32 protein-coding genes and 1 pseudogene are annotated in these 26,706 nt (G+C 49.4%); 24 read left to right on the top strand and 9 right to left on the bottom strand.

The window, feature by feature from the left end; translation table 11 throughout:
• Positions 1-194: 194 nt before the first annotated feature.
• From P0G09_RS07470 to P0G09_RS07445, 6 genes are all read right to left on the bottom strand, one after another.
• The gene (locus P0G09_RS07470; RefSeq protein WP_275252336.1) at positions 195-512 is read right to left on the bottom strand and encodes a DUF3847 domain-containing protein; all 318 of its coding nucleotides are present in this window, start codon (positions 510-512) and stop codon (positions 195-197) included.
• 163 nt (positions 513-675) lie between these two features.
• Positions 676-981: a hypothetical protein gene (locus P0G09_RS07465; protein ID WP_015537341.1), complete on the bottom strand. Its 306-nt coding sequence runs from the start codon at positions 979-981 to the stop codon at positions 676-678.
• Positions 982-998: 17 nt separating this feature from the next.
• Complete coding sequence (locus P0G09_RS07460; protein WP_275252335.1) at positions 999-1,250, bottom strand: hypothetical protein; 252 nt, start codon at positions 1,248-1,250, stop codon at positions 999-1,001.
• A gap of 52 nt (positions 1,251-1,302) precedes the next feature.
• Positions 1,303-1,767 (bottom strand): hypothetical protein, encoded by a 465-nt coding sequence (locus P0G09_RS07455; protein ID WP_275252334.1) that lies wholly within the window; start codon positions 1,765-1,767, stop codon positions 1,303-1,305.
• 141 nt (positions 1,768-1,908) lie between these two features.
• Complete coding sequence (locus P0G09_RS07450) at positions 1,909-3,231, bottom strand: GHKL domain-containing protein (protein ID WP_015537340.1); 1,323 nt, start codon at positions 3,229-3,231, stop codon at positions 1,909-1,911.
• Positions 3,219-3,935 carry a LytTR family DNA-binding domain-containing protein gene (locus P0G09_RS07445; protein ID WP_275252333.1) on the bottom strand — a complete coding sequence of 239 codons (717 nt, stop codon included), beginning with the start codon at positions 3,933-3,935 and terminating at the stop codon, positions 3,219-3,221. The genes P0G09_RS07450 and P0G09_RS07445 overlap by 13 nt, the downstream gene beginning before the upstream one ends.
• 332 nt (positions 3,936-4,267) lie before the next feature.
• Between P0G09_RS07445 and P0G09_RS07440 the strand changes: the two genes are divergently transcribed.
• The 4 genes from P0G09_RS07440 (at position 4,268) to P0G09_RS07425 (ending at position 6,540) form a co-directional block, all read left to right on the top strand.
• Positions 4,268-4,444, top strand: a complete 177-nt coding sequence (locus P0G09_RS07440; RefSeq protein WP_275252332.1) for a hypothetical protein — start codon at positions 4,268-4,270, stop codon at positions 4,442-4,444.
• Positions 4,445-4,839: 395 nt separating this feature from the next.
• On the top strand, positions 4,840-5,157 hold the full coding sequence (locus tag P0G09_RS07435) for a zinc-ribbon domain-containing protein (RefSeq protein ID WP_097783021.1): 318 nt from the start codon (positions 4,840-4,842) through the stop codon (positions 5,155-5,157).
• Between the two features lie 93 nt (positions 5,158-5,250).
• Positions 5,251-5,661, top strand: a complete 411-nt coding sequence (locus tag P0G09_RS07430) for a hypothetical protein (RefSeq protein ID WP_015564578.1) — start codon at positions 5,251-5,253, stop codon at positions 5,659-5,661.
• 438 nt (positions 5,662-6,099) lie between these two features.
• Positions 6,100-6,540, top strand: a complete 441-nt coding sequence (locus P0G09_RS07425; RefSeq protein ID WP_275252331.1) for a hypothetical protein — start codon at positions 6,100-6,102, stop codon at positions 6,538-6,540.
• 734 nt (positions 6,541-7,274) lie between these two features.
• Here P0G09_RS07425 and P0G09_RS07420 read toward each other — a convergent pair.
• The 3 genes and pseudogenes from P0G09_RS07420 to P0G09_RS07410 form a co-directional block, all read right to left on the bottom strand.
• Positions 7,275-7,557, bottom strand: a pseudogene (locus P0G09_RS07420) (DUF6061 family protein).
• A gap of 72 nt (positions 7,558-7,629) precedes the next feature.
• A complete protein-coding gene (locus tag P0G09_RS07415) occupies positions 7,630-7,917 on the bottom strand; it encodes a TnpV protein (RefSeq protein ID WP_217212493.1) in 288 nt (95 codons plus the stop codon).
• Positions 7,914-9,554 carry a recombinase family protein gene (locus P0G09_RS07410; protein ID WP_275252330.1) on the bottom strand — a complete coding sequence of 547 codons (1,641 nt, stop codon included), beginning with the start codon at positions 9,552-9,554 and terminating at the stop codon, positions 7,914-7,916. Before P0G09_RS07410 ends, P0G09_RS07415 begins: the two co-directional genes overlap by 4 nt.
• A gap of 254 nt (positions 9,555-9,808) precedes the next feature.
• Here P0G09_RS07410 and P0G09_RS07405 point away from each other — a divergent pair, with 254 nt between their 5' ends.
• The 20 genes from P0G09_RS07405 (at position 9,809) to P0G09_RS07310 (ending at position 26,704) form a co-directional block, all read left to right on the top strand.
• The gene (locus P0G09_RS07405; RefSeq protein ID WP_038283416.1) at positions 9,809-10,630 is read left to right on the top strand and encodes a ParA family protein; all 822 of its coding nucleotides are present in this window, start codon (positions 9,809-9,811) and stop codon (positions 10,628-10,630) included.
• Entirely contained in the window at positions 10,587-11,522 is a 936-nt protein-coding gene (locus tag P0G09_RS07400) for a ParB/RepB/Spo0J family partition protein (RefSeq protein WP_044943073.1), read from the top strand. The genes P0G09_RS07405 and P0G09_RS07400 overlap by 44 nt, the downstream gene beginning before the upstream one ends.
• A gap of 12 nt (positions 11,523-11,534) precedes the next feature.
• Positions 11,535-11,810: a DUF5720 family protein gene (locus P0G09_RS07395; protein WP_044943074.1), complete on the top strand. Its 276-nt coding sequence runs from the start codon at positions 11,535-11,537 to the stop codon at positions 11,808-11,810.
• Positions 11,811-11,842: 32 nt separating this feature from the next.
• The gene (locus P0G09_RS07390) at positions 11,843-12,028 is read left to right on the top strand and encodes a hypothetical protein (protein ID WP_002578863.1); all 186 of its coding nucleotides are present in this window, start codon (positions 11,843-11,845) and stop codon (positions 12,026-12,028) included.
• 69 nt (positions 12,029-12,097) lie between these two features.
• Positions 12,098-12,976, top strand: coding sequence for a DUF6017 domain-containing protein (locus P0G09_RS07385; RefSeq protein WP_002586531.1), 879 nt, complete (start codon positions 12,098-12,100; stop codon positions 12,974-12,976).
• A 49-nt stretch (positions 12,977-13,025) separates the two neighbouring features.
• A complete protein-coding gene (locus P0G09_RS07380; RefSeq protein ID WP_002586532.1) occupies positions 13,026-13,772 on the top strand; it encodes a phage antirepressor KilAC domain-containing protein in 747 nt (248 codons plus the stop codon).
• Between the two features lie 89 nt (positions 13,773-13,861).
• Positions 13,862-14,362, top strand: a complete 501-nt coding sequence (locus P0G09_RS07375; protein ID WP_227064308.1) for a PcfB family protein — start codon at positions 13,862-13,864, stop codon at positions 14,360-14,362.
• Positions 14,359-16,239 (top strand): type IV secretory system conjugative DNA transfer family protein, encoded by a 1,881-nt coding sequence (locus tag P0G09_RS07370; protein ID WP_227064307.1) that lies wholly within the window; start codon positions 14,359-14,361, stop codon positions 16,237-16,239. Before P0G09_RS07375 ends, P0G09_RS07370 begins: the two co-directional genes overlap by 4 nt.
• Positions 16,240-16,456: 217 nt before the next feature.
• Complete coding sequence (locus P0G09_RS07365) at positions 16,457-16,675, top strand: Maff2 family protein (RefSeq protein WP_002578868.1); 219 nt, start codon at positions 16,457-16,459, stop codon at positions 16,673-16,675.
• 66 nt (positions 16,676-16,741) lie between these two features.
• On the top strand, positions 16,742-17,611 hold the full coding sequence (locus P0G09_RS07360; RefSeq protein WP_002578869.1) for a CD0415/CD1112 family protein: 870 nt from the start codon (positions 16,742-16,744) through the stop codon (positions 17,609-17,611).
• Between the two features lie 9 nt (positions 17,612-17,620).
• Positions 17,621-18,166: an MT-A70 family methyltransferase gene (locus P0G09_RS07355; protein ID WP_002578870.1), complete on the top strand. Its 546-nt coding sequence runs from the start codon at positions 17,621-17,623 to the stop codon at positions 18,164-18,166.
• A gap of 14 nt (positions 18,167-18,180) precedes the next feature.
• Positions 18,181-18,648 carry a PrgI family protein gene (locus tag P0G09_RS07350; protein WP_002586538.1) on the top strand — a complete coding sequence of 156 codons (468 nt, stop codon included), beginning with the start codon at positions 18,181-18,183 and terminating at the stop codon, positions 18,646-18,648.
• A complete protein-coding gene (locus P0G09_RS07345) occupies positions 18,593-21,013 on the top strand; it encodes an ATP-binding protein (protein ID WP_227064311.1) in 2,421 nt (806 codons plus the stop codon). Before P0G09_RS07350 ends, P0G09_RS07345 begins: the two co-directional genes overlap by 56 nt.
• Positions 20,994-21,362 carry a hypothetical protein gene (locus P0G09_RS07340; RefSeq protein WP_002578873.1) on the top strand — a complete coding sequence of 123 codons (369 nt, stop codon included), beginning with the start codon at positions 20,994-20,996 and terminating at the stop codon, positions 21,360-21,362. Before P0G09_RS07345 ends, P0G09_RS07340 begins: the two co-directional genes overlap by 20 nt.
• Complete coding sequence (locus P0G09_RS07335) at positions 21,355-23,088, top strand: CHAP domain-containing protein (protein ID WP_227064306.1); 1,734 nt, start codon at positions 21,355-21,357, stop codon at positions 23,086-23,088. The genes P0G09_RS07340 and P0G09_RS07335 overlap by 8 nt, the downstream gene beginning before the upstream one ends.
• A 25-nt stretch (positions 23,089-23,113) precedes the next feature.
• Positions 23,114-23,362 carry a DUF4315 family protein gene (locus tag P0G09_RS07330; RefSeq protein WP_118324839.1) on the top strand — a complete coding sequence of 83 codons (249 nt, stop codon included), beginning with the start codon at positions 23,114-23,116 and terminating at the stop codon, positions 23,360-23,362.
• A complete protein-coding gene (locus P0G09_RS07325; protein WP_227064305.1) occupies positions 23,352-24,119 on the top strand; it encodes a DUF4366 domain-containing protein in 768 nt (255 codons plus the stop codon). Before P0G09_RS07330 ends, P0G09_RS07325 begins: the two co-directional genes overlap by 11 nt.
• Positions 24,116-24,328 carry a hypothetical protein gene (locus P0G09_RS07320; RefSeq protein ID WP_002586544.1) on the top strand — a complete coding sequence of 71 codons (213 nt, stop codon included), beginning with the start codon at positions 24,116-24,118 and terminating at the stop codon, positions 24,326-24,328. Before P0G09_RS07325 ends, P0G09_RS07320 begins: the two co-directional genes overlap by 4 nt.
• The gene (locus P0G09_RS07315; RefSeq protein WP_227064304.1) at positions 24,309-26,426 is read left to right on the top strand and encodes a type IA DNA topoisomerase; all 2,118 of its coding nucleotides are present in this window, start codon (positions 24,309-24,311) and stop codon (positions 26,424-26,426) included. Before P0G09_RS07320 ends, P0G09_RS07315 begins: the two co-directional genes overlap by 20 nt.
• Positions 26,423-26,704 carry a hypothetical protein gene (locus tag P0G09_RS07310; RefSeq protein ID WP_002578878.1) on the top strand — a complete coding sequence of 94 codons (282 nt, stop codon included), beginning with the start codon at positions 26,423-26,425 and terminating at the stop codon, positions 26,702-26,704. Before P0G09_RS07315 ends, P0G09_RS07310 begins: the two co-directional genes overlap by 4 nt.
• The last annotated feature ends 2 nt before the right edge of the window (positions 26,705-26,706 follow it).

Raw genomic sequence — 26,706 nt, 5'->3', positions numbered from 1 at the left:
GCTCGCCGCCTAAGACCGGAGTGCCATGCGCTTCGGTCTTAGGCGGGAGCCGCAAAAGGATAGCTGCAAAGCAGCGCAAGGAAAATGCAGTTTTCCTTGGGATGGAATCGGGCTGGCGCACAAACGCCAGCTTCGATTTCATCGAGCCGTCTGCAAGACCGCAATTGCACCGGAACGGTGTATAATTGCGCCCTTTATTCTAAAGGGTTTTGGACGTTGCTGCGTTCGTGAACATCATGCACCATCTTTGCAAGTGCCAGCACGACTTCCGGTTGACGGAACGAGATTTTCAGAAGCTCCATCACCTGATTATCGGTCAGTTCTCCCGGACAGACCAGAAAGCTTTCCAGCATTCCGGCACGGGTGCAAAGGCGATGCACACGCTCTCTCCGGTTCAGCTCTGACATCTGGCGTTCAAGGATCTTCTCCCGGTGCTGGCAAGAGCGCAGCTTCTGCTCTGCTTTGGCTTTTTCGTTGCGGAGGTAGGCTAGGTCGTTTTTCGGTTGGGTCATGGCATCACGCTCCTTTTTCAGAAAATAAAAAGCCAAACAATCAGTATGGAGGCTGATCATTTGGCTTTGGAAACATATTTAATTTTCGCAGTTCAATCGAACTTTCACGGTAAAAGTTCCATTGCGTATCCATAATGGTTACTATCTGTGGTTTGGATTAGGACTATTTTGTGCGATGTAAATCAATTATTATTAACAGTGCTGTTATGCCTACAACTATTAAAAATCTGATGGTAAATTGAACTGGAAGATTTTGAAGAGCGTGGGTTAGCATTCCAACTTCTCCATCTTCAATCCATTGCGAAAACATTCGTAATTCTTCAAGCAAGGCAACTGAGAAAAAGGCAATCCCAGACACTCCGATGATGTAATTATATTTTGCCTTTTTGACAAGTACAAAATAGCAGTTTACGATTGTCAGAAAATACGAACAGCCAATCCAAAATACCCAACCAATGTTCCAATCCATAAACTTTCTTCACCCCTTTATGCAACCAGTCCTTTTATTATAGTAAGAGCTACTGCTGCAACAATGAAACCTATTGCAATAATTTTTGAAATTAGATTCTCACTTATCGGATTGTATGAAGAAAATTTATTATATAGTATCAGCAACGCAGCATAAACAGGATAGCACCAAGGATTGATATTAAATAAATCGAAAAAGGAGCCAATCTCAGCGACTACAAGAGTTAGCACTAAAGCCCAATACGCTATCTTTTTTAATAAATCTGACATAGGCATTGTACCATAAACAATAGTCTTAATTGAATGGAGTGTTCATATTTAATCAAGCAAGAATAACGTGAACAGCACGTTCGTAATCGGCTTTGCGAACATATATCGTATAGAGCGTTTGATAGTTGACCTTTTGAAATGCAGTTCCGGCTCTTTCACGGGTTCCCATCGAAAACAGAGACGGTGATGATAAATCGCGTGCTTTTGTTCGATAGGTTATTCCTGCCTTTTCTAAAAGCGATGTGTATTTTTGGTATTGAGATTGATTCGAGCAAACAACCAGCTCTTTTTGATTGAAAAATGGCAACATAGAAACTCCTAAGAATCTCACTTCTCGTCGAAAAAATTTCAGCAGAAGTCCGATTATCAATGCACCGCCACAGACCAATATAACCAGAATGGTTTGTGATGACAAGACGAAAAGCGGTTGAGGAAGCAGTCCCAGCATTCCACCAATAATAAATAAAAGCAATATTAGAATCACAATTGCAAATAGGATTGGCTTCTGTTTTTTCATGCTGACACACTCCCTTCTTCAAGAAACAAACCACTATATGCGAACTCTTATAGATGCGTTGAAATCATCTGCATCTTATTGTTACTATACATACAATAGAAGATTTCGTCCATGCTTTTGTACTAACATGGAGAAAATCTGTCACGAAATCGGAGTGAACGGTATATCAGCGGTGAACTGGAACCACCCATTTTCATAGAACATCGTATACTCTCCACTGTATTTTTCGAGAATCAGCCGGATGTTCGCAAGTCCAAAGCCATGCATCTGCGGTTCTGGTTTTGTCGTTGGAATGGAACCACTTATAATTACAACAGGTTCCGATGTGTTTCGGACAGAGATAAAAAAGTCTTGCTGTGCAACGGCCATGACATGAATCGCTTTATCGCCCTTATCATACTGCTGACACGCTTCAATGGCATTATCCAAAAGGTTTGATAGAAGCACTACCATATCGGAGACATCAAATGGAAGATTTGATAGATCATTCACTTCAAAATCAATGCTGATCTTCTTTTGAGTTGCTTCGGCAGCTTTTGTATTGAAAAGTGCGTCCAAGATGGGATGATGTGTGTTGACAAGGAATAGCCGATCAGTTTGCTGTTCGGTGATTTTTTCAAGATATTCTTCAGCGGCAGAATACTCTTGATTCTTCATCAATCGATTTAGGATATTCAGGTGCGCCCGGAAATCGTGAACTTTTTTCCTTTGGGCAGAATAAAGTTCGCTTGCCGAAGTCATGTTTTTCGATTGTAGCTGAATCTGCTGGTTAAGCATCAATAATTGTTCTCTTTCCGATGCTGCATACTCCATTCGCTCCAATAAAAAGAGAATTGCAATGTTTGAAATAAAAATGAGAATACAACAGCCAGCAGAAACAAACTCTTCTATATTGTGACCGCTTGTAACGTAAAGTAGAATCACAAGCATTACAAACGATGCGCATGGAAATAAAAAGTACAGTATCAGCTGCGAATGTTGAGCATCGCTTCTGGGTCTGTTGCCCATACGCTGAAGCATCATTTTGCGAAATAGCGCAATAATAAATAATTCGGCTGAATAATAAGAGATTCCGTAGATTAGCGATAGTGTCTTGTTTGCTTGAAACGTCTGAGCATCCATCCCACAAACCGAAGTTGCAAGCATTCCGACTGCAAAAGATAAACTATAAGTCAAGAGATATTCTACAACGATAAGAAATAATAAAAACTTTCCTGAGATATTCTCATATAGAGTTCTGGCAACAATAAAGCAGGATAGTAGAATCAAGAGAATTTTGACGATTTGGTTTCGATTTAAGGCAATAACACTGAATTCAATGGATGCATACATTAAAATAGTTTGAACTATTACACCGACAAGAAATCTATGATTCCTCCAACGGTGCGAAGCAAAAGCGTCTAAAAACAGACATACGCAGACTGAATCTATGATTGTGTAAACCAAACTGATCAAAGCATCCATCTACTTTTACCTCGCCAATGTAAATATTTCTGTTTTAGCTCACTATAATTCTTTTCGCTTGGAGCCAGACAAAGACCACCGCGCAATTGGACTTTATTGTATTGAAAGATTTCGACATAGTGCATATTGACAAGATAGCTTTTTTGAATACGAAGGAAACCGAGTGGCTCGATTTTTTCGGATAGTTCCGTTATGTTGCCGTAAAATTGGTATGCTGGGCTTTTTTCGTCCAACAAGTGCATAACAATGATTCTTCGATGAGATTCTAAATACAGAATGTCATTTACAGGTACATCGATAATTTCAGAGTTGATTGAAATTGTGACAAGCTGTTTCCGCCGAAGTACTTCTTGGACAGCTGAATCAAAGTAGGAATCAAGTTTAGCAGAGAGATCTGCTTTTAGTAAGTAACGAAAGGCTTGAACTTCAAATCCCTCTGGAGCATACTGAATAAAATTCGTAATAAAGATAATCACAATGTTTTCATTTTCTGCTCGTAACTTTCTGGCAAGCTCAATTCCATTTGTTTCGCCCATATCAATATCCAGAAGCGCAATATCATACGGAAGTGATAAGTCTATTTGACTTGGTTGAGAAAATCCATAAAATCTTGATGATACCTGTGTTTCTTCGGTTTTCTTTTCAAGTGTTTCAATGATAGAATCAACGATCTGCCGTTCATCGTCACAAACCAAGACATTCATTTTGAAATTCCTCCATTGCACATGTGCACATGGGACCGCTTTTCATTACACAACATACAGCCCTGTTCCTTACAAGTATAATACGATTATGCCAAAACTTCAAATAGTCAAAAGCCTTTGGTTGACGATTGACTTGTAATATGGCGAAAGGTAGCTTTGGTGTGCTCCCCTAATGCTGGATGTCCACTGTTAGGGAGCATACTATCTGTACGCACACCGATTTCGTTACAAAATTTCTCTGTTTTGCTACAAAATTGTGGACTTTGATTGGTCTTTGTGCTTTGATGTTATCATAGTTGATCTAATCTGTGCATAAGAGGGGAGAAAATTAAATGAGAGGAGTAATAATAGTTTTAATGGCGATTTTAGGCGTGATATTCCCTAAATTTTTGGTGAAAGCAATTAAAAGCACTGATAGAAATGATGCTGATGGAGGTCTTTTGGGTTCACAAATCACTTTTGGAATGCTGATGCTGATAATTGGTATATTTCTCAATTCGGGTATTTAAGGCTGAGTGATTCACAAATCAATACAAAGATAATATGCCATAAAATCGTATTATCAGGTCATAGGAGAATAGAAATGAACAAAAAAACGATTTCTTTCTTATTGCGCCTTTACCATTTTGGGGATGTGTTTCAATATGGCTTAGCAATCTTGCGAGATTAACGCCTGAAAGTGCAGTGCCGTATGCGTGGGCTGCTTTGTTTTTCTCATATGGAATTGTAGCCTTGTATTATATTCAGATGGCAATATCTTTCAAAAGTTGTAGTAATAGCCCAAAAGTGAAGTCCGCATGGATTATGTTGGGAATTTCGACACTATTTTTAGTGGGTTCGATAATTTTAGCTATTCGATAAAGGAAGGTAAAGTCTCTAAACAAGAAGCAAAGGGGGATTTTTGATGGCTTGTAAAAATTGTGGTTATGAAAACAAGTTGGGTGTTCGATATTGCCAACGGTGCGGTCAGTATATTGAACCAAAACGGACATTGGCACAAGAAGTTAAATCGTGGGATTTTAGAAGTCTCGCTGGTGTTGGCCGTAGAGATGTGAATATTGCGCCGCTGTTTACTGCATCACCCGTTCAAACTCCAGCAAAAGCACACCAAACGCCCTCGCCTGTTGAACCGATGCCAGACGGAAGATGGTATTGCCCGGACTGCGGAACATTAAATGCTTCTTCTGAACGTTTTTGCAAAAACTGTGGAAAAGTTCGATAACTATCGTTTAGCATTAAAAACTACGGAAGCTTTACGCTGAAAGCTGTAACTTTAAGCAGACCGGAAAGCTTATAATGAGGGTAGAACAGAAATATGACCAACGAAGATACCACTGATTTTGACGAGCACTTCGCTAAAATTTCGTCCTATATTGTGGACACATTGCACGGCGTTCCACTTGAGATGACCGAGGATGAAAAAGAACAATTTCGCATACAGGTTATTTCAAATCAGTATGCAGAACGGTTGCTAAGTGAAGCCGAAAAGACAGAAACGTATAGAGGTTTATCAAAAATTGATATTCTCCATACAGTTTCTATCCCTCAACTGGCTAGAACAATCCCACTTAAAGGTTTGAATCTCAGTTTAGAAAAATACAGAATGCCGGATGGTGTAATAATAGAGGTTGAGAGTTCGTCACATTATTTGGGGTCATTTAGTGAGAAAAATGATTCTTCCACAAATTGGATAGAAAAGATCATGGAGGGTGTCGGTATTCACTAGATGGATTCTCAAGAAGCATAAACAGCCCGCTATTTGCAGAGAATTCTGGAAGAAAATTGAAGAAAGCATCCTTCCGGCAACAGCATCCCGGACGTTTGTGAACTCTCACAACAGAGATCAAGAACCAATCCCTGCTTTGCGCTTACACCGTTTTGGTGACATTTTTTCTCCGTCTTGCTACAATATTGTGGATTTTTTCTATTTGTGCTTTGCTATTATCAACATCTAAAATGGAAACCGTGATGGAGGTGATTCCAATGCAGATAATTTCCTTGAAAACAAATTGAATGCTTTGGCAAACGGTGGCCAGTTCTCCATTTCCTACGACATCACGATTCCGTAATAAAAGCATTAGATAATGGGTATAAAAGCCACGATTCTTTAGAGTCGAAAGAAAAGAATCGTGGCTTTGTACGTTTGAATTATGGAGCAAGCCAAATGAATAAGAAATTGGGATTTTTTAGCAGTATGGCGGTTGCCTTTATAGTTTTGATATTGGTCTTTCTTTGCATTCGTTTTTCAGGTCAGGGAAAATTTGCTACACATGGAGGAACCAATCCGTCTGATGTAAAATGTATTTATACTTCAGTTTGGCCGGATAATGAATACACTAGGCTTATTTGTGAGCCGGAAAGTGGAACGATAGAATATATATTGGATGGTTCTAATGCTGGGTATTATGCAATCTTTTATAATAATATCTCTGAAGAAGAAATACAAAAATATATTGACCAATTGAAAACCTTAGGATACGCTGAAGAGGCATCGGCTTCAGAAAGCGTTTCGACAGGCGTTTTGCTAAGAAAAGATGAAACATGGATAAGCATTGCATACTCAGAGGGAGGATTTGGAATCCGGATTTCAGTAGAAAAATCCTGAATAAAAGAGATGCTGGGGAATCCCGGTTATCCCTATATTGGGGCGGCAGAAGAAAAAAATACTCTTTACAAATATTTGAAATCTATTTCTACAGATGAAGAATATGCTGAAATAGCATCAAGAATCCTAGACGAATGGCTGTCGGAAAGTGATGGCTCCTAATTTTATCAAAAAAGTGGTGATTCCAATGCAGAGTTCCGTCTTATAAGGAAAATGCTTGAAAGAAGAATAAAAAATGAAATTCCAAACAAAACTCACATTATGCAAAGCTGTATTCATCTTCATAGCAATAGTCGTATGCGCACTATGGGCATTTGAGTTTCGTATAGCAGCTGTTGTTGTACTTTTGATAGACTATATTTTTGATTTTATAACACGTCGTTGTCCTTTTTGTGGGAAGCACTTTTCAATTGTACTAACAGTGAAAGATCGTTGTCCATTTTGCGGAAAATTATTCGAGTAAATATTTTATGGAAGCAGTGGGTATTCCATGCAGAAATAAATGTGTGTGCTATAAAATGTCAGCCAATTATAGGAAGAGACCTATATTCTCTGTAATGGACAATGGTCAATTATGAAAACTATTGCAAAATGAAAATACGATAGCAATCGTACAAAAACAGAAATCCGGAAACTTTTTTGAGTTATTATGGTTCAAAAAAGTTTCCGGATTTTCTGTAATGCTTTTTGAAGAGCCATTCTGTAACAGCCAATCACATTTCTATGAAAAAAGGTCAATCTTCTAGTCTACCGTGATCGCAACCAAGTGAAAGATAATGTTCGATTTCTCCACTCAGCACAAGCTGGGTATATTCCAAGGGCTTGTTATATAAGTAGCCAGTCCAGTTCTGCTCGCTGTGCCGGGGTGTTGCCATATTCGTCCTCAATGACGATGCAGTCGATGGAAAGAATGGTTCCATCCTCGAATCGGGCTTCCGCCCGGTTGGTGTCCATGTTGTAGCGACAGGAAAGCACTTTTTGAGAGTGATTATGGTCGAAATTCTGATTTCGTTTCATTTGAATCGCTCCTTTAATGATTTTGAAATTTAATTTTCAACGATATGTGGTATCTTTTTTCTTTCTCTTAAGTCACCCAACCGCACTGTCCCGCATCTGCCGGACGGTCAATGCAAGCTGCTCCTCGACTTGCTTGTCCAGCTTGGCAAGGTAGCTACCCAGCTCCCCGGACAGGAGCAGTTGATTGTACCGGATGGGATGATGTTCTTTCAGATACCTTTTATGTAAGCGGCCCCACCGCCCGGTGGGGTGCTGCTCTGTCGGGGCTGCTGCGGTCAGGTTCGGCAGATAGTGGTCATTGACAAGGGTGTAGTCCAGACCATTGTTGCTGTCGTGGAGCGTGTTCTTTAAGGTAGTCATGCTGCGTTATCCTCCTTTGGTTTCGGCGTTGGGACTGCTTCTGGGTCTGGTTTTAGATTTCCTTTTTTCTTGTGATAGAATTCCAAGGTTTTCTTGTTGTGGTTGATTCTTCTGCACTCATCGGAACAAAATTCCTGCTGGCTGTGTGTAGGCCAGTAGGAGTGACCGCACACGGCACAGGTGCGCTGCCGGTAGTAGTGAGTTCCTCTCTCGGCTTCTCTATCCGCTTTCTTTTGCTCCAGTCTTGCCTGATTCCAGCATTCCCTTGAGCAGAAAAGCTGTCGGTTGCTCGTAGGTGTAAACACCTTCCCGCAGTGCGGACACGTTTTGGTTTTAATGATCTCGCCACCGTTTTCAGCGATTTTCTTTGCCTTTCGCTTTTCTCGGTAGGCTTTTTCACGTTTGCGCTGCTTTTCCATGCGCTGCCGTTCTTCCTGCTCCTTCTGCGCTTTCAGTTCGGCAAGTTCTTCCTCGGTATAAGCAATATCGACTTGGCCGACATAGTTGAAATAAATGTCAACCTTTTGTGTGCGGGCATTGCCTGCACCCTCGGCTTCATAAACAACGATTTTATCGACAAGTTCGTTAAACATTGAATCGGAGATTTCTGTTGGATTTTTGCACTTACGAATCAGCGAAATGAAATGTTGAATATCAACAGAACTTGACTTATCTTCGGCAATTTCGGATTTCATCGTTTCCATCTTCGATTCCAATTCTGCCTGCTCGCTATCATACTGTGCCATCAGCTGCTTGTACTGTCGTTCGGGCAACAGTCCAGCCATAAGATTTTCGTACAGGCTACGAATAAGGGCAGAAAGCTCATCATAGCGTTTTTGACAACGTTTCAATTCCGATTGGTTCTGCTTCGGCTTTTCTTCACGTTTCTCTTTCCAAAGCGATTGCAGTTCCAAAGCGAAGGTTTCTTCATCTTTTAGAACAAATCTCGAAAAGCGTTTGACCGATGCCAATATCAGGGCTTCAACATTATCGGCACTGATTGAATGGGCAGTACAGCCATTCACCCGACTTGCATATCCACCACAACGATAAGAATATTGAGTAGACCCATCCTTTTTACTGTAGTGTGTTTGCAAGGTCAATCTTCTGCCGCAGTCGGCACAATACAGATACCCGCTTAAACGGTTGGTGTGCGTTCCCCAAGCAGAAGCGCGATTCACTCGGCATCTGCGTTTCTGAACACTATCCCAAAGTTCTTGCGATATAATCGGTTCATGCGTGTTCTGGAAAACGTACTGTTCATCTTCATCTGTTTCTTTTCTCTTGTGAAGTTTGAAATTTGTGCTTACAGATTTTCGTAAAACAGTGTGTCCCAGATATTCCTGCCGACCTAAAATTGTTCTTACGGAGGAGGTGCCCCACAGGTACGGGTTGGAGAACTTTGTCCCATTGTACTGCTCCGGGTGATATTTCTTTGCGTATGCAGCAGGAATCAGGACTTTTTCCTCTGTCAACAGTTCTGCGATTGTCCGTGGGCTTTTTCCCTCGTTCGCAAGAAGAAAAATGCGCTTTACGACTTCGGATGCCACCGGATCAACAACAAGTGTCTGCTTGTCGTTCGGCAAACGGTTATATCCATACGGAATAGAGCCGCTGCAACGTTTTCCATCTTTCATCCGGGCATCGAACACAGCCTTGATTTTATTGCTCGTGTCTTTGGCATACCATTCGTTGAACAGAGGTTATTCGGGAAAGGGAAAGACAAACAAGCAGAAATCCAGTATTCATGCGGGTTTGTGGCGGGATGGCTCCCCAAAAGCTGAACACCAATAAGACAAGCAGCAATACAATCGCATATCGTTTCTCAGGGAGAATGTTGATTTACGTCACATTCTCCCTTTTTTTATTCCAGAAACGAGGTGATTGCAAAGTGAACACACAAATTATCGCCATCGCCAACCAGAAAGGCGGCGTTGGCAAGACAACGACCTGTACCAACCTGGGGATCGGGCTGGCGCAGGCCGGACGAAAGGTGCTGCTGATCGACGGAGACCCGCAAGGCAGCCTGACCATCAGCCTGGGCCATCCCCAACCAGACAAGCTGCCCTTTACCCTGTCCGACGCGATGGGCCGTATTCTGATGGATGAGCCGCTGCGACCCAGCGAGGGTATCCTGCACCACCCGGAGGGTGTTGACCTGATGCCTGCGGACATCCAGTTGTCTGGTATGGAGGTTTCTCTGGTGAACGCCATGAGCCGCGAGACCATCTTGCGGCAGTATCTGGACACCGTAAAGGGACAGTATTCCCATATCCTCATTGATTGCCAGCCCTCTCTGGGGATGCTCACGGTCAATGCGCTGGCAGCCGCCAATAGGGTCATAATTCCCGTCCAGGCAGAGTATCTGCCCGCCAAGGGTTTGGAACAACTGCTCCAAACAGTAAATAAGGTGAAACGGCAGATCAACCCAAAACTCCAGATTGACGGCATCCTGCTGACGATGGTGGACAACCGCACCAACTTTGCCAAGGAGATCGCCGCCCTGCTGCGGGAGACCTACGGCAGCAAAATCAAGGTGTTCGCCACCGAGATTCCCCATTCTGTTAGGGCAAAGGAAATCAGCGCCGAGGGCAAGAGCATTTTTGCCCATGACCCCGGCGGCAAGGTGGCTGAGAGCTACAAAAATCTGACGCAGGAGGTGACGAAACTTGAAAAGCAGCGCGAAAAAAGTAGAGCTGGCATCGGTAGATGACCTGTTTTCTACCGAGGAAAGCCGTGCCGACGCACAGCGGGAACGGGTGTTGGAAATCCCGCTGTCTGAGCTGCACCCTTTTAAGAACCATCCGTTCAAAGTCAAGGATGATGAATCCATGATGGAAACTGCGGACAGTATCCGGCAGTATGGTGTGCTGGTTCCGGCGATTGCAAGACCTGACCCGGATGGCGGCTATGAATTAGTAGCCGGACACAGGCGGCACAGGGCCAGTGAACTGGCGGATAAAGAAACCATGCCGGTCATTGTCCGGGATTTGGACGATGATGCCGCTACCATCATCATGGTGGACAGCAATTTGCAGCGTGAAAGCCTGCTCCCCAGCGAAAGAGCCTTTGCCTATAAAATGAAGCTGGATGCCATGAAGCATCAAGGCGAACGCAGAGATTTAACTTGTGCCCAAGTTGGGCACAAGTCAGACGGAAAGAAATCCAGAGACATTTTGGCTGAACAGGTCGGGCAGAGTAAAAATCAGATTCAACGCTTTATTCGCCTGACGGAGCTGATTCCCGAACTGCTGGATATGCTGGATGAGCGAAAAATCGCTCTCAATCCGGCCTATGAGCTGTCCTTTCTTAAAAAAGAGGAACAGACCCAGCTTTTGGACGCGATGGACAGCGAACAGGCCACACCTTCTCTCTCCCAGGCTCAGCGGCTCAAGAAATTCAGCCAAGAGGGGCATTTATCCATTGATGTGATGCGAGCTATTATGGGCGAGGAAAAGAAAAGCGATCTGGACAAGGTGACATTCACCTCGGACACTTTGCGGAAGTATTTTCCCAAGAGCTACACACCCCAGCGGATGCAGGAAACCATTATCAAGCTGCTGGAACAGTGGCAGAAAAAACGCCAGAGAGATCAGGAACGATGAAAGGAGCCGCCTATGAGGGATATGTCCGCCCGTGAGCTGAAAGGACACAACATTCTTGCCGTGGAGCGTTTTCAGGATAACACCCGCCGGATGATTGAGTTTTCTGTCCTGCGTTCCTGCACCTACGGCAGTCCCGGTGATGAAATGCGGCTGTTTCTTACGGAGGACGGCTATCAGGCCGCCCTCCTGAGCCAGCAGCGCCGGGAAATCAAAATCAAGCGTTACGCCCGTATCATTGAGGGACATATCCTTGATTTTAAGCCGGACAAGCGCCGCCGCCACTCATAAACAAATCATTACTGCGAAAGGAAAGGATTGAAATGTGTACTGTAAAGGAAATCCGGGAAGCAATCCGGGAGGATTGCCATTCCCAGCATGATATGGAATCTATGGAGATTGACCGTGTTCTGCAAACTCTGCCATTCTCTCAGGGAAATGACCTGTTGGATAAACCGCCCATTCCCAAACGCCCCTACCGGCGCAGAAAAAGTGAACAAAACAGCTGACTGCCACAATTCTTTTTACAGGATTGTGGCTTTTTTCATATCCTGAGAAATTTGGAAGGAGTGAGGTCAATGGCCGTATTTCGCATTGAACGAACCAGAGATTATACCGTAATGAGCAATCACCATTTACGCAACGGGAAACTGTCCCTGAAAGCCAAGGGGCTGCTTTCCATGATGCTGTCCTTACCGGAGGACTGGAACTATACCACCAGAGGGCTTGCCGCCATCTGCAAAGAGGGCGTGGACGCTATCGGCGGCGCGCTGCGGGAGCTGGAAACTGCCGGGTACATCGTCCGCCACCAGCTGCGAGACCGTCAGGGCCGGATCAGCGATACCGAGTATGTCATCTATGAGCAGCCACAGCCGAAGAACCCGGATACGCCACAGCCGGATACGGCTTCACCAGATACGGGAAAACCGGATATGGACAAACCGGATACGGAAAAGCCCGCAGAATTAAATATAGAGAAATCAAATACTCAAAAATCAATTACTCATGGATCAAGTACCGATTCCATTCCCTTCCGGGAGAAAACGGCGGCAAGACCGCCGGAACGGAAAGGAAGGGATGCGATGTCTGTCTCCGAGATAGAAAGTTATCGGGATTTGATTTTAGAGAACATTGAGTATGACTACCTGTGCAGGGAGTTTGCCACCTATCGGGAGGATTTGGACGAGATCGTGGAGCTGATGGTGGAAACCGTCTGTGCCAGACGCAAAACCACCCGGATTGCAGGCAGCGACTTCCCCCATGAGGTGGTGCGCTCCCGTTTTTTGAAGCTGGACAGCGAACATATCCGGTTTGTCATGGACAGCTTGCAGAAAAACACCACCGAGGTCCGCAACATGAAGCAGTACCTGCTGACGGTGCTGTTTAACGCACCCACCACCATCAGCAACCACTACACTTCACAGGTTAATCATGATATGAACGCAGGCGGCTGGTAAGGCCGTCTTTTTTCATCCCACAACAACGGCTTTTACAGGAGGTTACGCTATGAACCAGATGGAAATTTTCAAAAACCCGGAGTTTGGTTCTGTTCGGGTCATCGAAGAAAATGGAAAATACCTGTTCTGCGGTTTGGATGTTACTGCCGCACTCGGTTACAAAGATTCGGCTAAAGCACTGAAAGCGCACTGTACTTCCGATGGGTGGGCGTTTTACCCACTCATCGACAACGTGGGCAGAACCCAGCAAACCCGGTTTATTTCGGAAGGAAATCTATACCGCTTGATCGTTCACAGCAAACTGCCCTCTGCGGAACGATTTGAACGCTGGGTGTTTGATGAGGTGCTGCCCTCTATCCGCAAGCACGGGGCCTACATCACCAGAGAAAAGCTGTGGGAGGTTGCCACTTCCCCGGAAGCCATGATGAAGCTCTGTTCCGACCTGCTGGCAGAACGGGAGGAAAATGCGGCGCTGCGGGAGGAAAACGCCATGCTGGAGGGCAAGGCAGCCTTTTATGACCTGTTCATTGACCTCAAGCACAGCACCAATCTCCGTACCACCGCCAAGGAACTGGTTGTGCCGGAGCGCCGGTTTGTCCGCTTCCTGCTGGAACAGCGGTTTGTGTACCGCGCCCCGTCCGGGAATGTACTGCCTTATGCAAAGCCCGCCAATGATGGCCTGTTCACCGTCAAGGACTACTGCAACCACGGGCATACCGGCTCCTATACGCTGGTAACGCCCCAGGGCAAGCTGTATTTTGCCCAGCTGCGGGACAGCATCCTGCTGATGATATGATTACCCGGTATCTTTTGCGGCGGCTGGTGGTCCCGCCTTAGTAAAATGCACCATCCCTGCAAATTTTCACAGGAAGGAGGCGTTACCCCATGCAGGAAGAAGTGGAAAACAGGACTTTGACGCTGGTAGTCAACGGCACAAAGTTCACCGGGCGGCTGTTTAAGGCCGCCATTTGTAAATACCTTGCCCACTGCAAGGAAAAGAAGCTGCAAAGGCAGAGAAGCCGGGACGCGCCTGTGAAGCCCCAAGGCAAGCAGACGGTCAAGCAGCTCATTGGTCAGAACCAAGGCGTTTCCAATATCGAAATCACCGATCCTTCCATCAAGGAATTTGAAAAGATTGCCCGGAAATACGGTGTGGATTATGCGGTAAAAAAAGACCGCAGTACCTCCCCGCCCAAGTACCTGATCTTTTTCAAGGCACGGGATGCGGATGCGCTGACCGCCGCTTTTACCGAGTACACCGGCAAAAAAGTGAAAAAAGCAGAGAAAACAGAACGTCCGTCTGTGCTGGCAAAGCTGAATCAGTTCAAAGAGCTGGTCAAAAATGCCGTGGTGGACCGCACCAGGCGAAAGGAGCTGGAACGATGAAAAAGCAGCTTGACATCAAAAAGCTCCTGATTTTGAACCTGCCCTATATCCTGATGGGCTTGTTTGCCACCAACTTCGGGGAAGCATGGCGGATGGCGCAGGGCGCGGACGCTTCTCAAAAGGCGCTCTCCCTGATTTCTGTCTTGCCGGTGGCGCTGGCAAGCTGGTGGCCCAGCCTGCACCCGTTGGACCTGTTGGTGGGAATCTGCTGCGGTGGTGGTCTGCGGCTGGCGGTATATCTGAAAAGCAAAAATGCGAAGAAATACCGCCACGGCATGGAGTATGGTTCCGCCCGCTGGGGAACACACGAGGACATCGCCCCTTATGTGGACCCGGTTTTCCAGAACAATGTGATTCTGACGAAAACCGAGAGCCTGACCATGAACAGCCGCCCCAAGGACCCCAAGACGGCGCGAAATAAAAATGTGCTGGTGATCGGCGGCTCCGGTTCCGGTAAGACCCGATTCTGGCTGAAACCCAACCTGATGCAGATGCACAGCTCCTATGTGGTGACAGACCCCAAGGGAACCATTCTGGTGGAGTGCGGTAAAATGCTCCAGCGCGGTACACCGAAAATGCGTCCCAAGCTGGGCAAGGATCATCAGCCGGTAAAGGATCGACATGGCAATCCGGTCTATGAGACCGTAAAGGACAAAAACGGCAAAGTGGTCTATGAGCCGTATCGAATTAAGGTTCTCAATACCATCAACTTCAAGAAGTCCATGCACTACAATCCTTTTGCCTATCTGCATAGCGAAAAGGACATTTTGAAGCTGGTTACGACTTTAATAGCGAACACCAAGGGAGAGGGCAAAGCCGGGGACGATTTCTGGGTCAAGGCAGAAACGCTTTTGTATTGCGCCCTCATCGGATATATCCACTATGAAGCCCCGGTGGAAGAACAAAACTTTGCCACTCTCATCGAGTTCATCAACGCGATGGAGGTCCGGGAGGACGACGAGGAATTTAAGAACCCGGTGGACTTGATGTTCGACGAGCTGGAAGCCCGGAACCCCAACCACTTTGCAGTCCGGCAATATAAAAAATACAAGCTGGCGGCGGGCAAAACCGCAAAATCTATCCTGATTTCCTGTGGTGCGCGGCTTGCCGTGTTCGATATTGCCGTGCTGCGGGAGGTCACTTCCTACGATGAGCTGGAGCTGGACACCCTGGGAGACCGGAAAACCGCCCTGTTCCTCATTATGAGCGATACGGACGATTCCTTTAACTTCCTGATCTCCATGTGCTACACCCAGCTGTTCAATCTCCTGTGCGAAAAGGCGGATGATGTGTACGGCGGGCGGCTGCCGGTTCATGTGCGCTGTCTCATTGACGAGGCGGCCAATATCGGCCAGATCCCCCGCCTGGAAAAGCTGGTGGCCACCATCCGTTCCAGAGAAATTTCCGCCTGTCTGGTCTTGCAGGCGCAGAGCCAGCTCAAGGCTATCTACAAGGACAACGCCGATACCATCATCGGAAACATGGATACCTCCATTTTCCTGGGCGGCAAGGAGCCGACCACCCTGAAAGAGTTGGAAGCCGCCCTTGGGAAAGAGACCATCGACACCTACAACACCGGAGAGAGCCGTGGGAGGGAAACCTCCCACTCTCTTAACTATCAGAAATTGGGGAAAAGCCTGATGAGCCAGGATGAACTGGCCGTCATGGACGGCGGCAAGTGCATCCTCCAGCTGCGCGGTGTGCGGCCTTTCCTTTCGGATAAGTACGACATCACCAAGCACCCCAATTTCAAATACACTGCCGATGCCAGTAAGAAAAACGCCTTTGACATTGAGGCGTTTCTGTCTGCGCGGCTGAGGCTGAAGCCCAATGATGTCTGCGACGTGTACGAAGTGGACGCTGCGGGCGACGAATGATGTTCCGCTGTGAAGGGAGTGATTTTATCTATTCGCCTTACCTGCCCCTTGCGGGGCCATCGGCGTACAAAGCGGACAATCGCACAAAAAATAATGAAAAAGGAGGACAGCCGGAATCAGGCCCCCGGAAACCGGGCGGCGGATTGTTCCGGCTTTTGTATGCCTATGAAACATGACTGACAAACCTTATCAAAATGATTCCGGCTAACAATTATTTATGGAATTTTTCAATGAAGCGATCAATGTGTTGCAGACCCTCGTGATTGCCCTTGGTGCTGGTCTTGGCGTATGGGGCGTTATCAACCTGCTGGAAGGTTACGGAAACGACAACCCTGGTGCAAAGAGTCAGGGTATGAAGCAGCTTATGGCGGGCGCTGGTGTGGCTGTGGTCGGCCTGATCCTCGTACCGCTGCTTTCCGGTCTGTTTGCCGTCTAAACTGTCCCTGAAAAATCCTTGCCCCTCCCGTAACAGACGGGAGGGGCTGAAAGGAGGTCACACTGTATGGATTTTCTGCTGGACGCACTTACTGAGTGGCTCAAGGAAATGCTGGTAGGCGGCATTATGGGCAACCTGTCCGGGATGTTCGATTCTGTAAACCAGCAGGTCGGAGATATATCCGTGCAGGTTGGGCAAACGCCGCAGGGCTGGAACGGCGGCATTTTCAGCATGATCCAGAACCTCTCCAACTCCATCATGGTTCCCATCGCCGGTGTGATTCTGGCGATTGTAATGACGCTGGAACTGATCCAGATGATTACCGACAAAAACAACCTGCATGATGTGGACACCTGGATGATTTTCAAATGGGTGTTCAAGTCAGCCGCAGCCATACTCCTTGTCACGAATACATGGAATATCGTCATGGGCGTGTTTGATATGGCGCAGAGTGTGGTGGCACAGGCATCCGGGATCATTTCTTCGGATGCAGCCATTGATATTTCCTCTGTCCTTACGGACATGGAACCCCGGCTGATGGAAATGGATTTGGGTCCGCTGTTCGGGCTTTGGTTCCAGAGTATGTTTATCGGCGTTACCATGTGGGCGCTGTATATCTGCATCTTCATCGTGATTTATGGCCGTATGATTGAAATTTACCTTGTGACATCCGTTGCGCCCATCCCTATGGCTGCCATGATGGGCAAGGAATGGGGCGGCATGGGCCAGAACTATCTGCGCTCCCTGCTGGCGCTGGGATTCCAGGCATTTCTCATTATTGTCTGTGTGGCGATTTATGCTGTACTGGTACAGGACATCGCTACGGAGGAAGATGTGATTATGGCGATTTGGAGCTGTGTGGGCTATACGGTTTTACTGTGTTTTACCCTCTTTAAGACCGGAAGCCTTGCAAAAGCTGTATTCCAGGCTCATTGAGGAGGACGCATGAAGAAATATCAAATCATTTATGCTGATCCCCCGTGGAGTTACCGTGTTTGGAGAAAAAAAGAACACGGCAGAACCGCAGAGAGCCACTATTCCACTATGACCATAGAGGACATCCGAACACTGCCAGTTGGACAGTTGGCGGACAAAAACTGTATTTTGTTTTTGTGGGTAACTTTCCCGGTTATTCGAGAAGCCTTTACTGTGATTGACGCATGGGGATTCACCTATAAAACAGTGGCGTTCTGCTGGGTCAAGCAGAATCGAAAATCCCCCTCCCTGTTTTGGGGGCTGGGGCATTGGACCAGAGCAAACGCCGAGCTGTGTCTGTTAGCAACCAAAGGCTCCCCAAAACGTCAGTCTGCAAGAGTGCATCAGATTGTGATGACACCAGTGGAAGCCCACAGCAAGAAACCGGATATTGTCCGGGATAAAATTGTTGCACTTGCAGGAGATGTCCCGCGTATTGAGCTGTTCGCCAGACAAGCCACACCCGGTTGGGATGTATGGGGCAACGAGGTGGACAGTTCTGTTTCATTTCCATAAAGGAGGGAGTTTCTATGGCCTATGTACCTGTACCCAAAGACCTGACGAAAGTCAAAACCAAGGTTGCCTTTAACTTAACCAAGCGGCAGTTAGTCTGCTTTGGCGGTGGGGCGCTTTTGGGCGTACCGCTGTTCTTTCTGCTCCGTGGCTCTGCTGGAAACAGTACGGCAGCCCTGTGCATGATGTTCGTGATGCTGCCCTTCTTCCTGCTGGCGATGTACGAAAAGCATGGTCAGCCGTTGGAAAAAATCGTGGGCAATATCATCCGCGTCACAGTGATCCGCCCCAGGCAGCGCCCCTACCGCACCAATAACTTCTATGCCGTGTTGCAGCGGCAGGCAAATCTCGACGAGGAGGTGTCACACATTGTTTACGGCAATCAAAAACTGGCTGCACCAGCTGTTCGGAAAAAACGAGGAAAAAGCTGTGCAGCCGGTCAAAACAAAGAAAAAGCTGTCCCGCACCGACAGAAAACAGATTGAAGCTGCGATCGCCCGTGCCAACCGCACGGACAAAAAGGAAAAATCGGCGCAGGACAGTATCCCCTATGAACGGATGTGGCCGGACGGTATCTGCCGGGTATCAGACGGTCACTACACAAAAACCATTCAATTTCAGGACATCAACTATCAGCTCTCACAGAACGAGGATAAAACCGCGATCTTCGAGGGCTGGTGCGATTTCCTCAACTACTTCGACAGCTCGATTCAGTTTGAGCTGTCTTTTTTGAACCTTGCGGCATCGGAGGAAACCTTTGCCCGCGCCATCAACATCCCTCTCCAGGGGGACGATTTTGACAGCATCCGTATCGAGTACATGACCATGCTGCAAAACCAGCTGGCAAAGGGCAACAACGGCCTTATCAAAACCAAGTACCTCACCTTCGGCATTGACGCAGACAGCATCAAGGCGGCCAAGCCCCGTCTGGAGCGCATTGAGACCGACATTCTCAACAACTTCAAGCGGCTGGGCGTGGTGGCGGAAACGCTGGACGGAAAGGCGCGGCTTGCCCAGCTGCATGGTATCTTCCACATGGACGAGCAGCTGCTGTTCCGGTTTGAGTGGGACTGGCTCCCCATCAGCGGCCTGTCCACCAAGGACTTTATCGCCCCCAGCTCCTTTGAGTTCCGCACCGGCAAGCAGTTCCGCATGGGTAAAAAGTACGGGGCGGTTTCTTTCGTGCAGATTCTCGCCCCGGAACTGAACGACCGGATGCTGGCTGATTTTCTGGATATGGAATCCAACCTGATTGTCAGCCTGCATATCCAGTCGGTGGATCAGATCAAGGCCATCAAGACGGTCAAGCGAAAAATCACCGATCTGGACCGCAGCAAAATCGAGGAACAGAAAAAGGCTGTCCGTGCCGGATATGACATGGACATCATCCCTTCCGACCTTGCCACTTATGGTGTCGAGGCCAAAAAGCTCTTGCAGGATTTGCAGAGCCGTAACGAGCGTATGTTCCTTGTGACATTTCTGGTGCTGAACACAGCGGACAATCCCCGCCAACTGGACAACAATGTGTTCCAGGCCAGCTCCATCGCACAGAAGTACAACTGCCAGCTGACAAGGCTGGACTTCCAGCAGGAAGAAGGGCTGATGAGCTGCCTGCCTTTGGGTCTGAATCAGATCGAGATTCAGCGGGGGCTGACCACCAGTTCCACGGCGATCTTTGTGCCGTTCACCACACAGGAATTATTCCAGAACGGTAAGGAGGCGCTGTACTACGGCATCAACGCCCTGTCCAACAACCTTATCATGGTGGACCGCAAGCTGCTGAAAAACCCCAATGGCCTGATTCTCGGTACGCCGGGTTCCGGTAAATCTTTCAGCGCCAAGCGCGAGATCGCCAACTGTTTCCTGCTGACTTCCGACGAGGTGGAAATCCTAGACCCGGAAGCGGAATATGCCCCGCTGGTGGAGCGTCTGCATGGGCAGGTCATCAAAATTTCGCCCACCTCTACCAACTATATCAACCCGATGGACCTGAACCTGGACTACTCGGACGATGAAAGCCCGCTGTCCCTCAAGTCTGACTTCATTCTCAGCTTGTGCGAGCTGATCGTGGGCGGCAAGGAGGGCTTGCAGCCGGTGCAGAAAACCATCATCGACCGCTGTGTGCGGCTGGTGTATCAGGACTATCTCAACGACCCACGCCCGGAGAATATGCCCATTCTGGAGGACCTGTATAACCTCTTGCGGAGTCAGGAGGAAAAGGAAGCCCAGTACATTGCAACGGCGCTGGAAATCTATGTGACCGGCTCCCTCAATGTGTTCAATCACCGAACCAATGTGGACATCAACAACCGCATTGTCTGTTATGACATTAAGGAATTGGGCAAGCAGCTGAAGAAAATCGGGATGCTGGTGGTGCAGGACCAGGTGTGGAACCGCGTCACCATCAACCGTGCTGCCCACAAGTCCACCCGTTACTACATTGACGAGATGCACCTGCTGCTGAAAGAGGAACAGACTGCCGCCTACACCGTTGAAATCTGGAAGCGGTTCCGCAAGTGGGGCGGCATCCCGACTGGTATCACGCAGAATGTCAAAGACCTTTTGAGCAGCCGCGAGGTGGAGAACATCTTTGAAAACTCCGACTTCGTGTATATGCTCAACCAGGCGGGCGGAGACCGGCAGATTCTTGCCAAGCAGCTGGGTATTTCTACGCACCAGCTATCCTATGTGACCCACTCCGGCGAGGGCGAAGGGCTTTTGTTCTACGGTTCCACCATCCTGCCGTTTGTGGACCACTTCCCAAAGAATACGGAACTGTACCGTATCATGACCACCAAACCGTTGGACTTAAAAAAGGAGAATGAACAGCATGACAAAGAAAGAAATTGAAAAAGGCGCAGGTCTGCTTCTGGCCGCTGTCAGCGGCTGTGAGCAGATGGTGGAACTGCTTCGCGCCGCCGTCCATTACTGCTATGAGCAGGAAAAGACAGCAAAAAATCTCACGCCCAAGGGCTATGCCGGATTTACCCGGATTCACCATATCTGGACAGAGGGCATACCGGATGTTCCCAAGCTGTTTATTGGCAGCCCAATTCAGGATCGGGACATGGCAAGAGGAACCCTGATGGCGCTTTTCCTGTCCACAACGGTTTTTCCGGCAGAAACCATTCAGATTCCAGTATATGCGGAAACCTGTGTGCTGCTGGATGACCTGATGGCGGGTGGCTGGTATGCGTAAGGAACCGCGCCTGCACTTTACAGACGAGGAACGCGCTGACCCGGCGCTGGAGAAGCCCATCCGCAAGGCTGACCGGGCCGCCGCCAAAGCAGACAAGGCGCAGGCGAAAATCCCCAAAAAGCAGGTGCGGCAAAAAACGGTGGACCCTAAGACTGGCAAAGTGACCACCAAGCTGGTGCTGGAGGACAAAAAGAAGCCGCCCTCCAAGTTGTCCCACGCGGTCCGGGATGCTCCGGGAGATGCGGCGCTGGGGAAACTCCACAAGGAAATCCGTGAAACGGAACAGGACAATGTGGGCGTGGAGAGCGCCCACAAGTCCGAGGAAGCTGTTGAAACCGGTGTGCGGCTGTTCCGGGAAGGCTACCGCAGTCACAAGCTGAAGCCATACCGCAAGGCGGCACAGGCGGAACAAAAGCTGGAAAAGGCTAATGTAAACGCCCTGTATCAGAAGTCTTTGCGGGAAAATCCCCAGCTTACCAGCAATCCGTTTTCACGCTGGCAGCAGAAACAGGCCATTAAAAAGGAATACGCCGCCGCCAAGCGCGCCGGTCAAGCTGCCGGAAACACCGCCAACACCGCAAAAAAGACCGGCAAAGCCGCCAAGACGGTCAAGGAAAAGGCACAGCAGGCCGGAGCATTTGTTATGCACCACAAAAAAGGCTTCTTGCTTGTGGGCGCGATTTTTCTGCTCATCTGCCTGCTGCTCAACACCATGTCCTCCTGCTCCATGATGGCGCAGAGCATTGGTTCTGCCATTTCCGGCTCTACCTATCCATCGGATGACCCGGAACTTGTGGCGGTGGAGGCCGATTACGCCGCCAGGGAAGCGGCGCTGCAAGCCGAGATCGACAACATCGAAAGCAGCCATCCGGGATATGACGAGTACCGTTATGACCTGGATATGATCGGGCATGACCCCCATGAGCTTGCGGCCTACCTGTCTGCTGTGTTGCAGGGCTATACTCGCCAGAGCGCACAGGCGGAGCTGGAGCGTGTGTTCAACGCACAGTATCAGCTGACGCTCACCGAGGAAGTCGAGGTGCGCTACCGGACGGAAACCCGGACGGACAGCGAGGGCAACAGCTATACCGTTGAGGTTCCCTATAACTACTACATTTTGAATGTAACGCTTACCAGCAAACCCATTTCCTCCGTTGCCACGGAGCTTTTGACCCCGGACCAGCTGGAAATGTATCAGGTGTACCGGACCACCCTGGGCAACAAGCCGCTGATCTTCGGCGGCGGCTCCACAAACACCAGCGATTCTGAGAGTTTGGAAGGTGTGGAGTTTATAAACGGCACACGCCCCGGCAATCAGGCTGTGGTGGATATTGCCAAAAGTCAGGTGGGCGATGTGGGCGGTCAGCCCTACTGGAGCTGGTACGGCTTCAATTCCCGTGTGGAATGGTGCGCCTGCTTCGTGTCCTGGTGCTACGGCCAAATGGGGCTGTCTGAACCGCGCTTTGCCGCCTGTCAGTCCCAGGGCATCCCGTGGTTCCAGTCCCATGGACAATGGGGCGCACGGGGCTATGACAACCTCGCCCCCGGAGATGCTATCTTTTTCGATTGGGACCTGGACGGCAGCGCCGACCATGTGGGCCTTGTGGTCGGCACGGACGGCAGCCGGGTCTATACCGTAGAGGGAAACAGCGGCGACGCCTGCAAAATCAGAAGTTACGATGTGAACTACGAGTGCATCAAGGGCTACGGCCTGATGAACTGGTGACAAATCTTTTGATAAGGAGTGATTGATTATGGCTACGAAAATTGAACGCATTGACCGGGAAATTGCGAAAACCCGTGAGAAGATCGCAGAGTATCAGGAAAAGCTGAAAACGCTGGAAGCGCAGAAAACCGAAGCGGAAAATCTGGAGATCGTCCAGATGGTGCGCGCCCTGCGTATGACCCCGGAGCAGTTAAGCGCCATGCTGTCAGGCGGCATGGTTCCTGATGTCTCTGCTAACCACGCCGAACAGGAGGACACCGCCCATGAAGAATAAGAGAGTTTTTAAGACCCTTTCCGCCCTCTGCGCCGCATTGGTACTGATGGGCGGTTTTTCTGTCACCGCTTTTGCCCAGGGAACGGAGCAGCCCCCGGCAGAGGATGCCACCAACGATGAAAATGTGGTGGTGGAGGAAGCCGAGGACAGTCCTGCCCTGACCCCGGAGGGCAACGCTGCCCTGGTGGATGATTTCGGCGGCAACAAGCAGCTGATTACCGTCACCACCAAGGCAGGCAACTACTTCTATATCCTCATTGACCGAGCTAACGAGGACAAGGAAACTGCTGTCCATTTCTTAAATCAGGTGGATGAAGCTGACCTGATGGCGCTGATGGAGGATGGGCAGTCCACCGAGAAACCACCCGCTGTCTGCAACTGCACGGAAAAATGCGAAGCCGGTGAAGTCAACACCAAATGCGAGGTGTGCAGTACAGACATGACCGGCTGTACCGGCAAGGAACCGGAGCTGGAAACACCGGCGGAACCTGCGGAGCCTGAGAAAAAAGAATCCGCAGGACTAAACCCGGCTGTCCTGCTGCTGGTGCTGGCTGTGATGGGCGGCGCTGCCTTTGCCTACTTCAAATTCATTAAGGGTAAGGCCAACCACAAAAACAGCAGCAATCCAGACGATTATGACTATGAGGACGGCGAGGAACTGCCGGACGAGGAAGACATCGAACTGGAGGACGAGGAATCGGACGAGCTGGACGCTGACAGGGGCGGCGGTGAAGAAAGTGAGGATGAGACCCCATGACCCGGTTTACCGACAGCCCCTATGAACGCATGATGACACGCAGGCCGGAGGGCGGGAAGGACACTTCCCGTCCTCTCTCTTTACCCAAAAGCCACCCCTGTTATGGCTGTGGGAATTATGGGCAGCCCTGCGTGGGAGTCTGCCATCGTGAGATGGAACGATGGCTCAAGAAAAGGAGGAAAACAAACCATGAAGCTGGTAATCGCTGAAAAACCGTCTGTTGCCCAAAGTCTGGCCGCCGTGATTGGAGCAACAACCCGTAAGGACGGCTATTTTGAGGGCAACGGCTGGCGGGTCAGCTGGTGCGTGGGACATCTGGCTGGGCTGGCCGACGCCGACAGCTATGACCCCAAGTATGCCAAGTGGCGCTATGACGATCTGCCCATCCTACCGGAGCATTGGCAGATGGTGGTGAGCAAAGACAAAAAGAAACAGTTTGCTGTCCTGAAACAGCTGATGAACGCCCCGGACGTGACCGAGGTGGTAAACGCCTGCGATGCCGGACGCGAGGGGGAGCTGATCTTCCGCGCCGTCTACGAGCTGGCGGGCTGCCAGAAGCCCATGAAGCGGCTCTGGATTTCCTCGATGGAGGATTCCGCCATCCGGGAGGGATTTGAAAACCTGCGCCCCGGCGCGGACTATGACGGCCTGCGGGATGCGGCTCTCTGCCGCGCCAAGGTGGACTGGCTGGTGGGGATCAATGCCACCCGGCTGTTTTCGGTGCTGTACCACCGCACTTTGAATATTGGGCGCGTCATGTCCCCGACGCTGGCCATCATCGTTCAGCGGGAGGCCGAGATCGACACCTTCAAGCCGGTGCCCTTCTACACGGTCACGCTGGAACTGCCCGGTTTCACCGTTTCCGGGGAGCGCATGGCGGACAAGGCCGCTGCCGAGCAGCTGAAAACTGCCTGTCAGGGTGCGACTGCCGCAGTGAAAAAGGTGGAGCGCAAGGACAAATCTGAGAAGCCGCCCGCCCTCTATGACCTGACTACCCTCCAGCGGGACGCCAACCGGCTACTGGGGTTCACAGCCCAGCAAACCCTGGACTATTTGCAGAACCTCTATGAAAAGAAGCTCTGCACCTATCCCCGCACAGACAGCCGCTATCTGACTTCGGATATGGCGGAGGGATTGCCGGTGCTGGTCAATCTGGTTGCCAACGCCATGCCGTTTCGCAAAGGGATCGCCATTTCCTGTGATGCCGGTGCGGTCATCAACGACAAAAAAGTGACCGACCACCATGCAGTGATCCCCACCCGCAATCTCCAAAACGCCGACCTGTCCGGTCTGCCGGTGGGTGAACGGATGATTTTGGAACTTGTAGCCTTGCGCCTGCTGTGCGCGGTGGCGGAACCGCATACTTACTCAGAAACTGCTGTCACCGTGGAGTGTGCCGGTGCGGAGTTTACCACCAAGGGCAAAACGGTGAAGCGCCCCGGCTGGCGGGCGCTGGACGCTGCCTACCGTGCTGCGCTGAAAAATGCGGAGCCGGACAAGGAAACCGAGGACAAGGCCCTGCCGGACGGAGGCCGTCTGCCAGAACTGTCCGAGGGTCAGACGCTGCCCCTTTCCGGCGCTACCGTCAAGGAGGGCAAAACCAGCCCGCCCAAACACTTCACCGAGGATACGCTGCTTTCCGCGATGGAAACTGCCGGGAAAGACGATATGCCGGAGGATGCGGAGCGTCAGGGTTTAGGAACCCCGGCCACCCGCGCCGGGATTCTGGAAAAGCTGGTGTCCACCGGCTTTTTGGAGCGAAAAAAGAGTAAGAAAGCTGTGCAGCTCATGCCATCCAAAGATGCGGTGTCCCTGATTACCGTTCTGCCGGAACAGCTGCAATCGCCCCTGCTGACCGCTGAATGGGAACACCGTTTAAGCGAGATCGAGCGCGGCGAGCTGTCCCCGGAGGACTTCATGGGCGGGATCTGTGCCATGCTCCGGGAGTTGGTGAGAACCTATCAGGTCATCAAGGGGACTGAGTACCTGTTCACGCCGCCCCGCGAAGTGGTGGGCAAATGCCCCCGCTGCGGCGGTGATGTGGCGGAACTGCAAAAAGGGTTCTTCTGCCAGACAGAATCCTGCAAATTTGCCATCTGGAAAAACAACAAATGGTGGGCAGCCAAGAAAAAGCAGCCTACCAAGGCACTGGTGACAGCACTGCTCAAGGATGGCTGTACAAGGATCACCGGCTGCTATTCTGAAAAGACCGGCAAGACCTATGACGCCACGGTGGTTCTGGAGGACGATGGGCGGTACGTGGGCTTCAAGCTGGAATTTGACCGGCAGAAAGGCGGTGCAAAATGAAGCTCTCCCTTTATGAACAGGAAACCATTCTCCTCTACAACCAGGCCGAGGACACCGCCGAAGTTTATACCCATGACCGAAAACTGATGGAGAAGCTGACCCGCCTTTCCAAAAAGCACCCGGAACAGGTTTGTAAAAAGGATAAGCACAATTTTACGGTTCCCAAACGCTGTGTGTCCGTCCGGGAGCCATACAGCGCCGAGCGCCGCAAGGCTGCCAGTGAACGGGCCAAGGCTGCCGGGTACAGGCCGCCCATCCCCAAACCGAAAGCTGATTGACG

It is taken from the genome of Faecalibacterium sp. DFI.5.82, assembly GCF_029076575.1.
GTDB classification, from domain to species: Bacteria; Bacillota; Clostridia; order Oscillospirales; family Ruminococcaceae; genus Faecalibacterium; species Faecalibacterium duncaniae.
The sequence above is the reverse complement of the archived record's forward strand: the minus strand, read 5'-3'. Positions and strand labels throughout refer to the sequence as shown.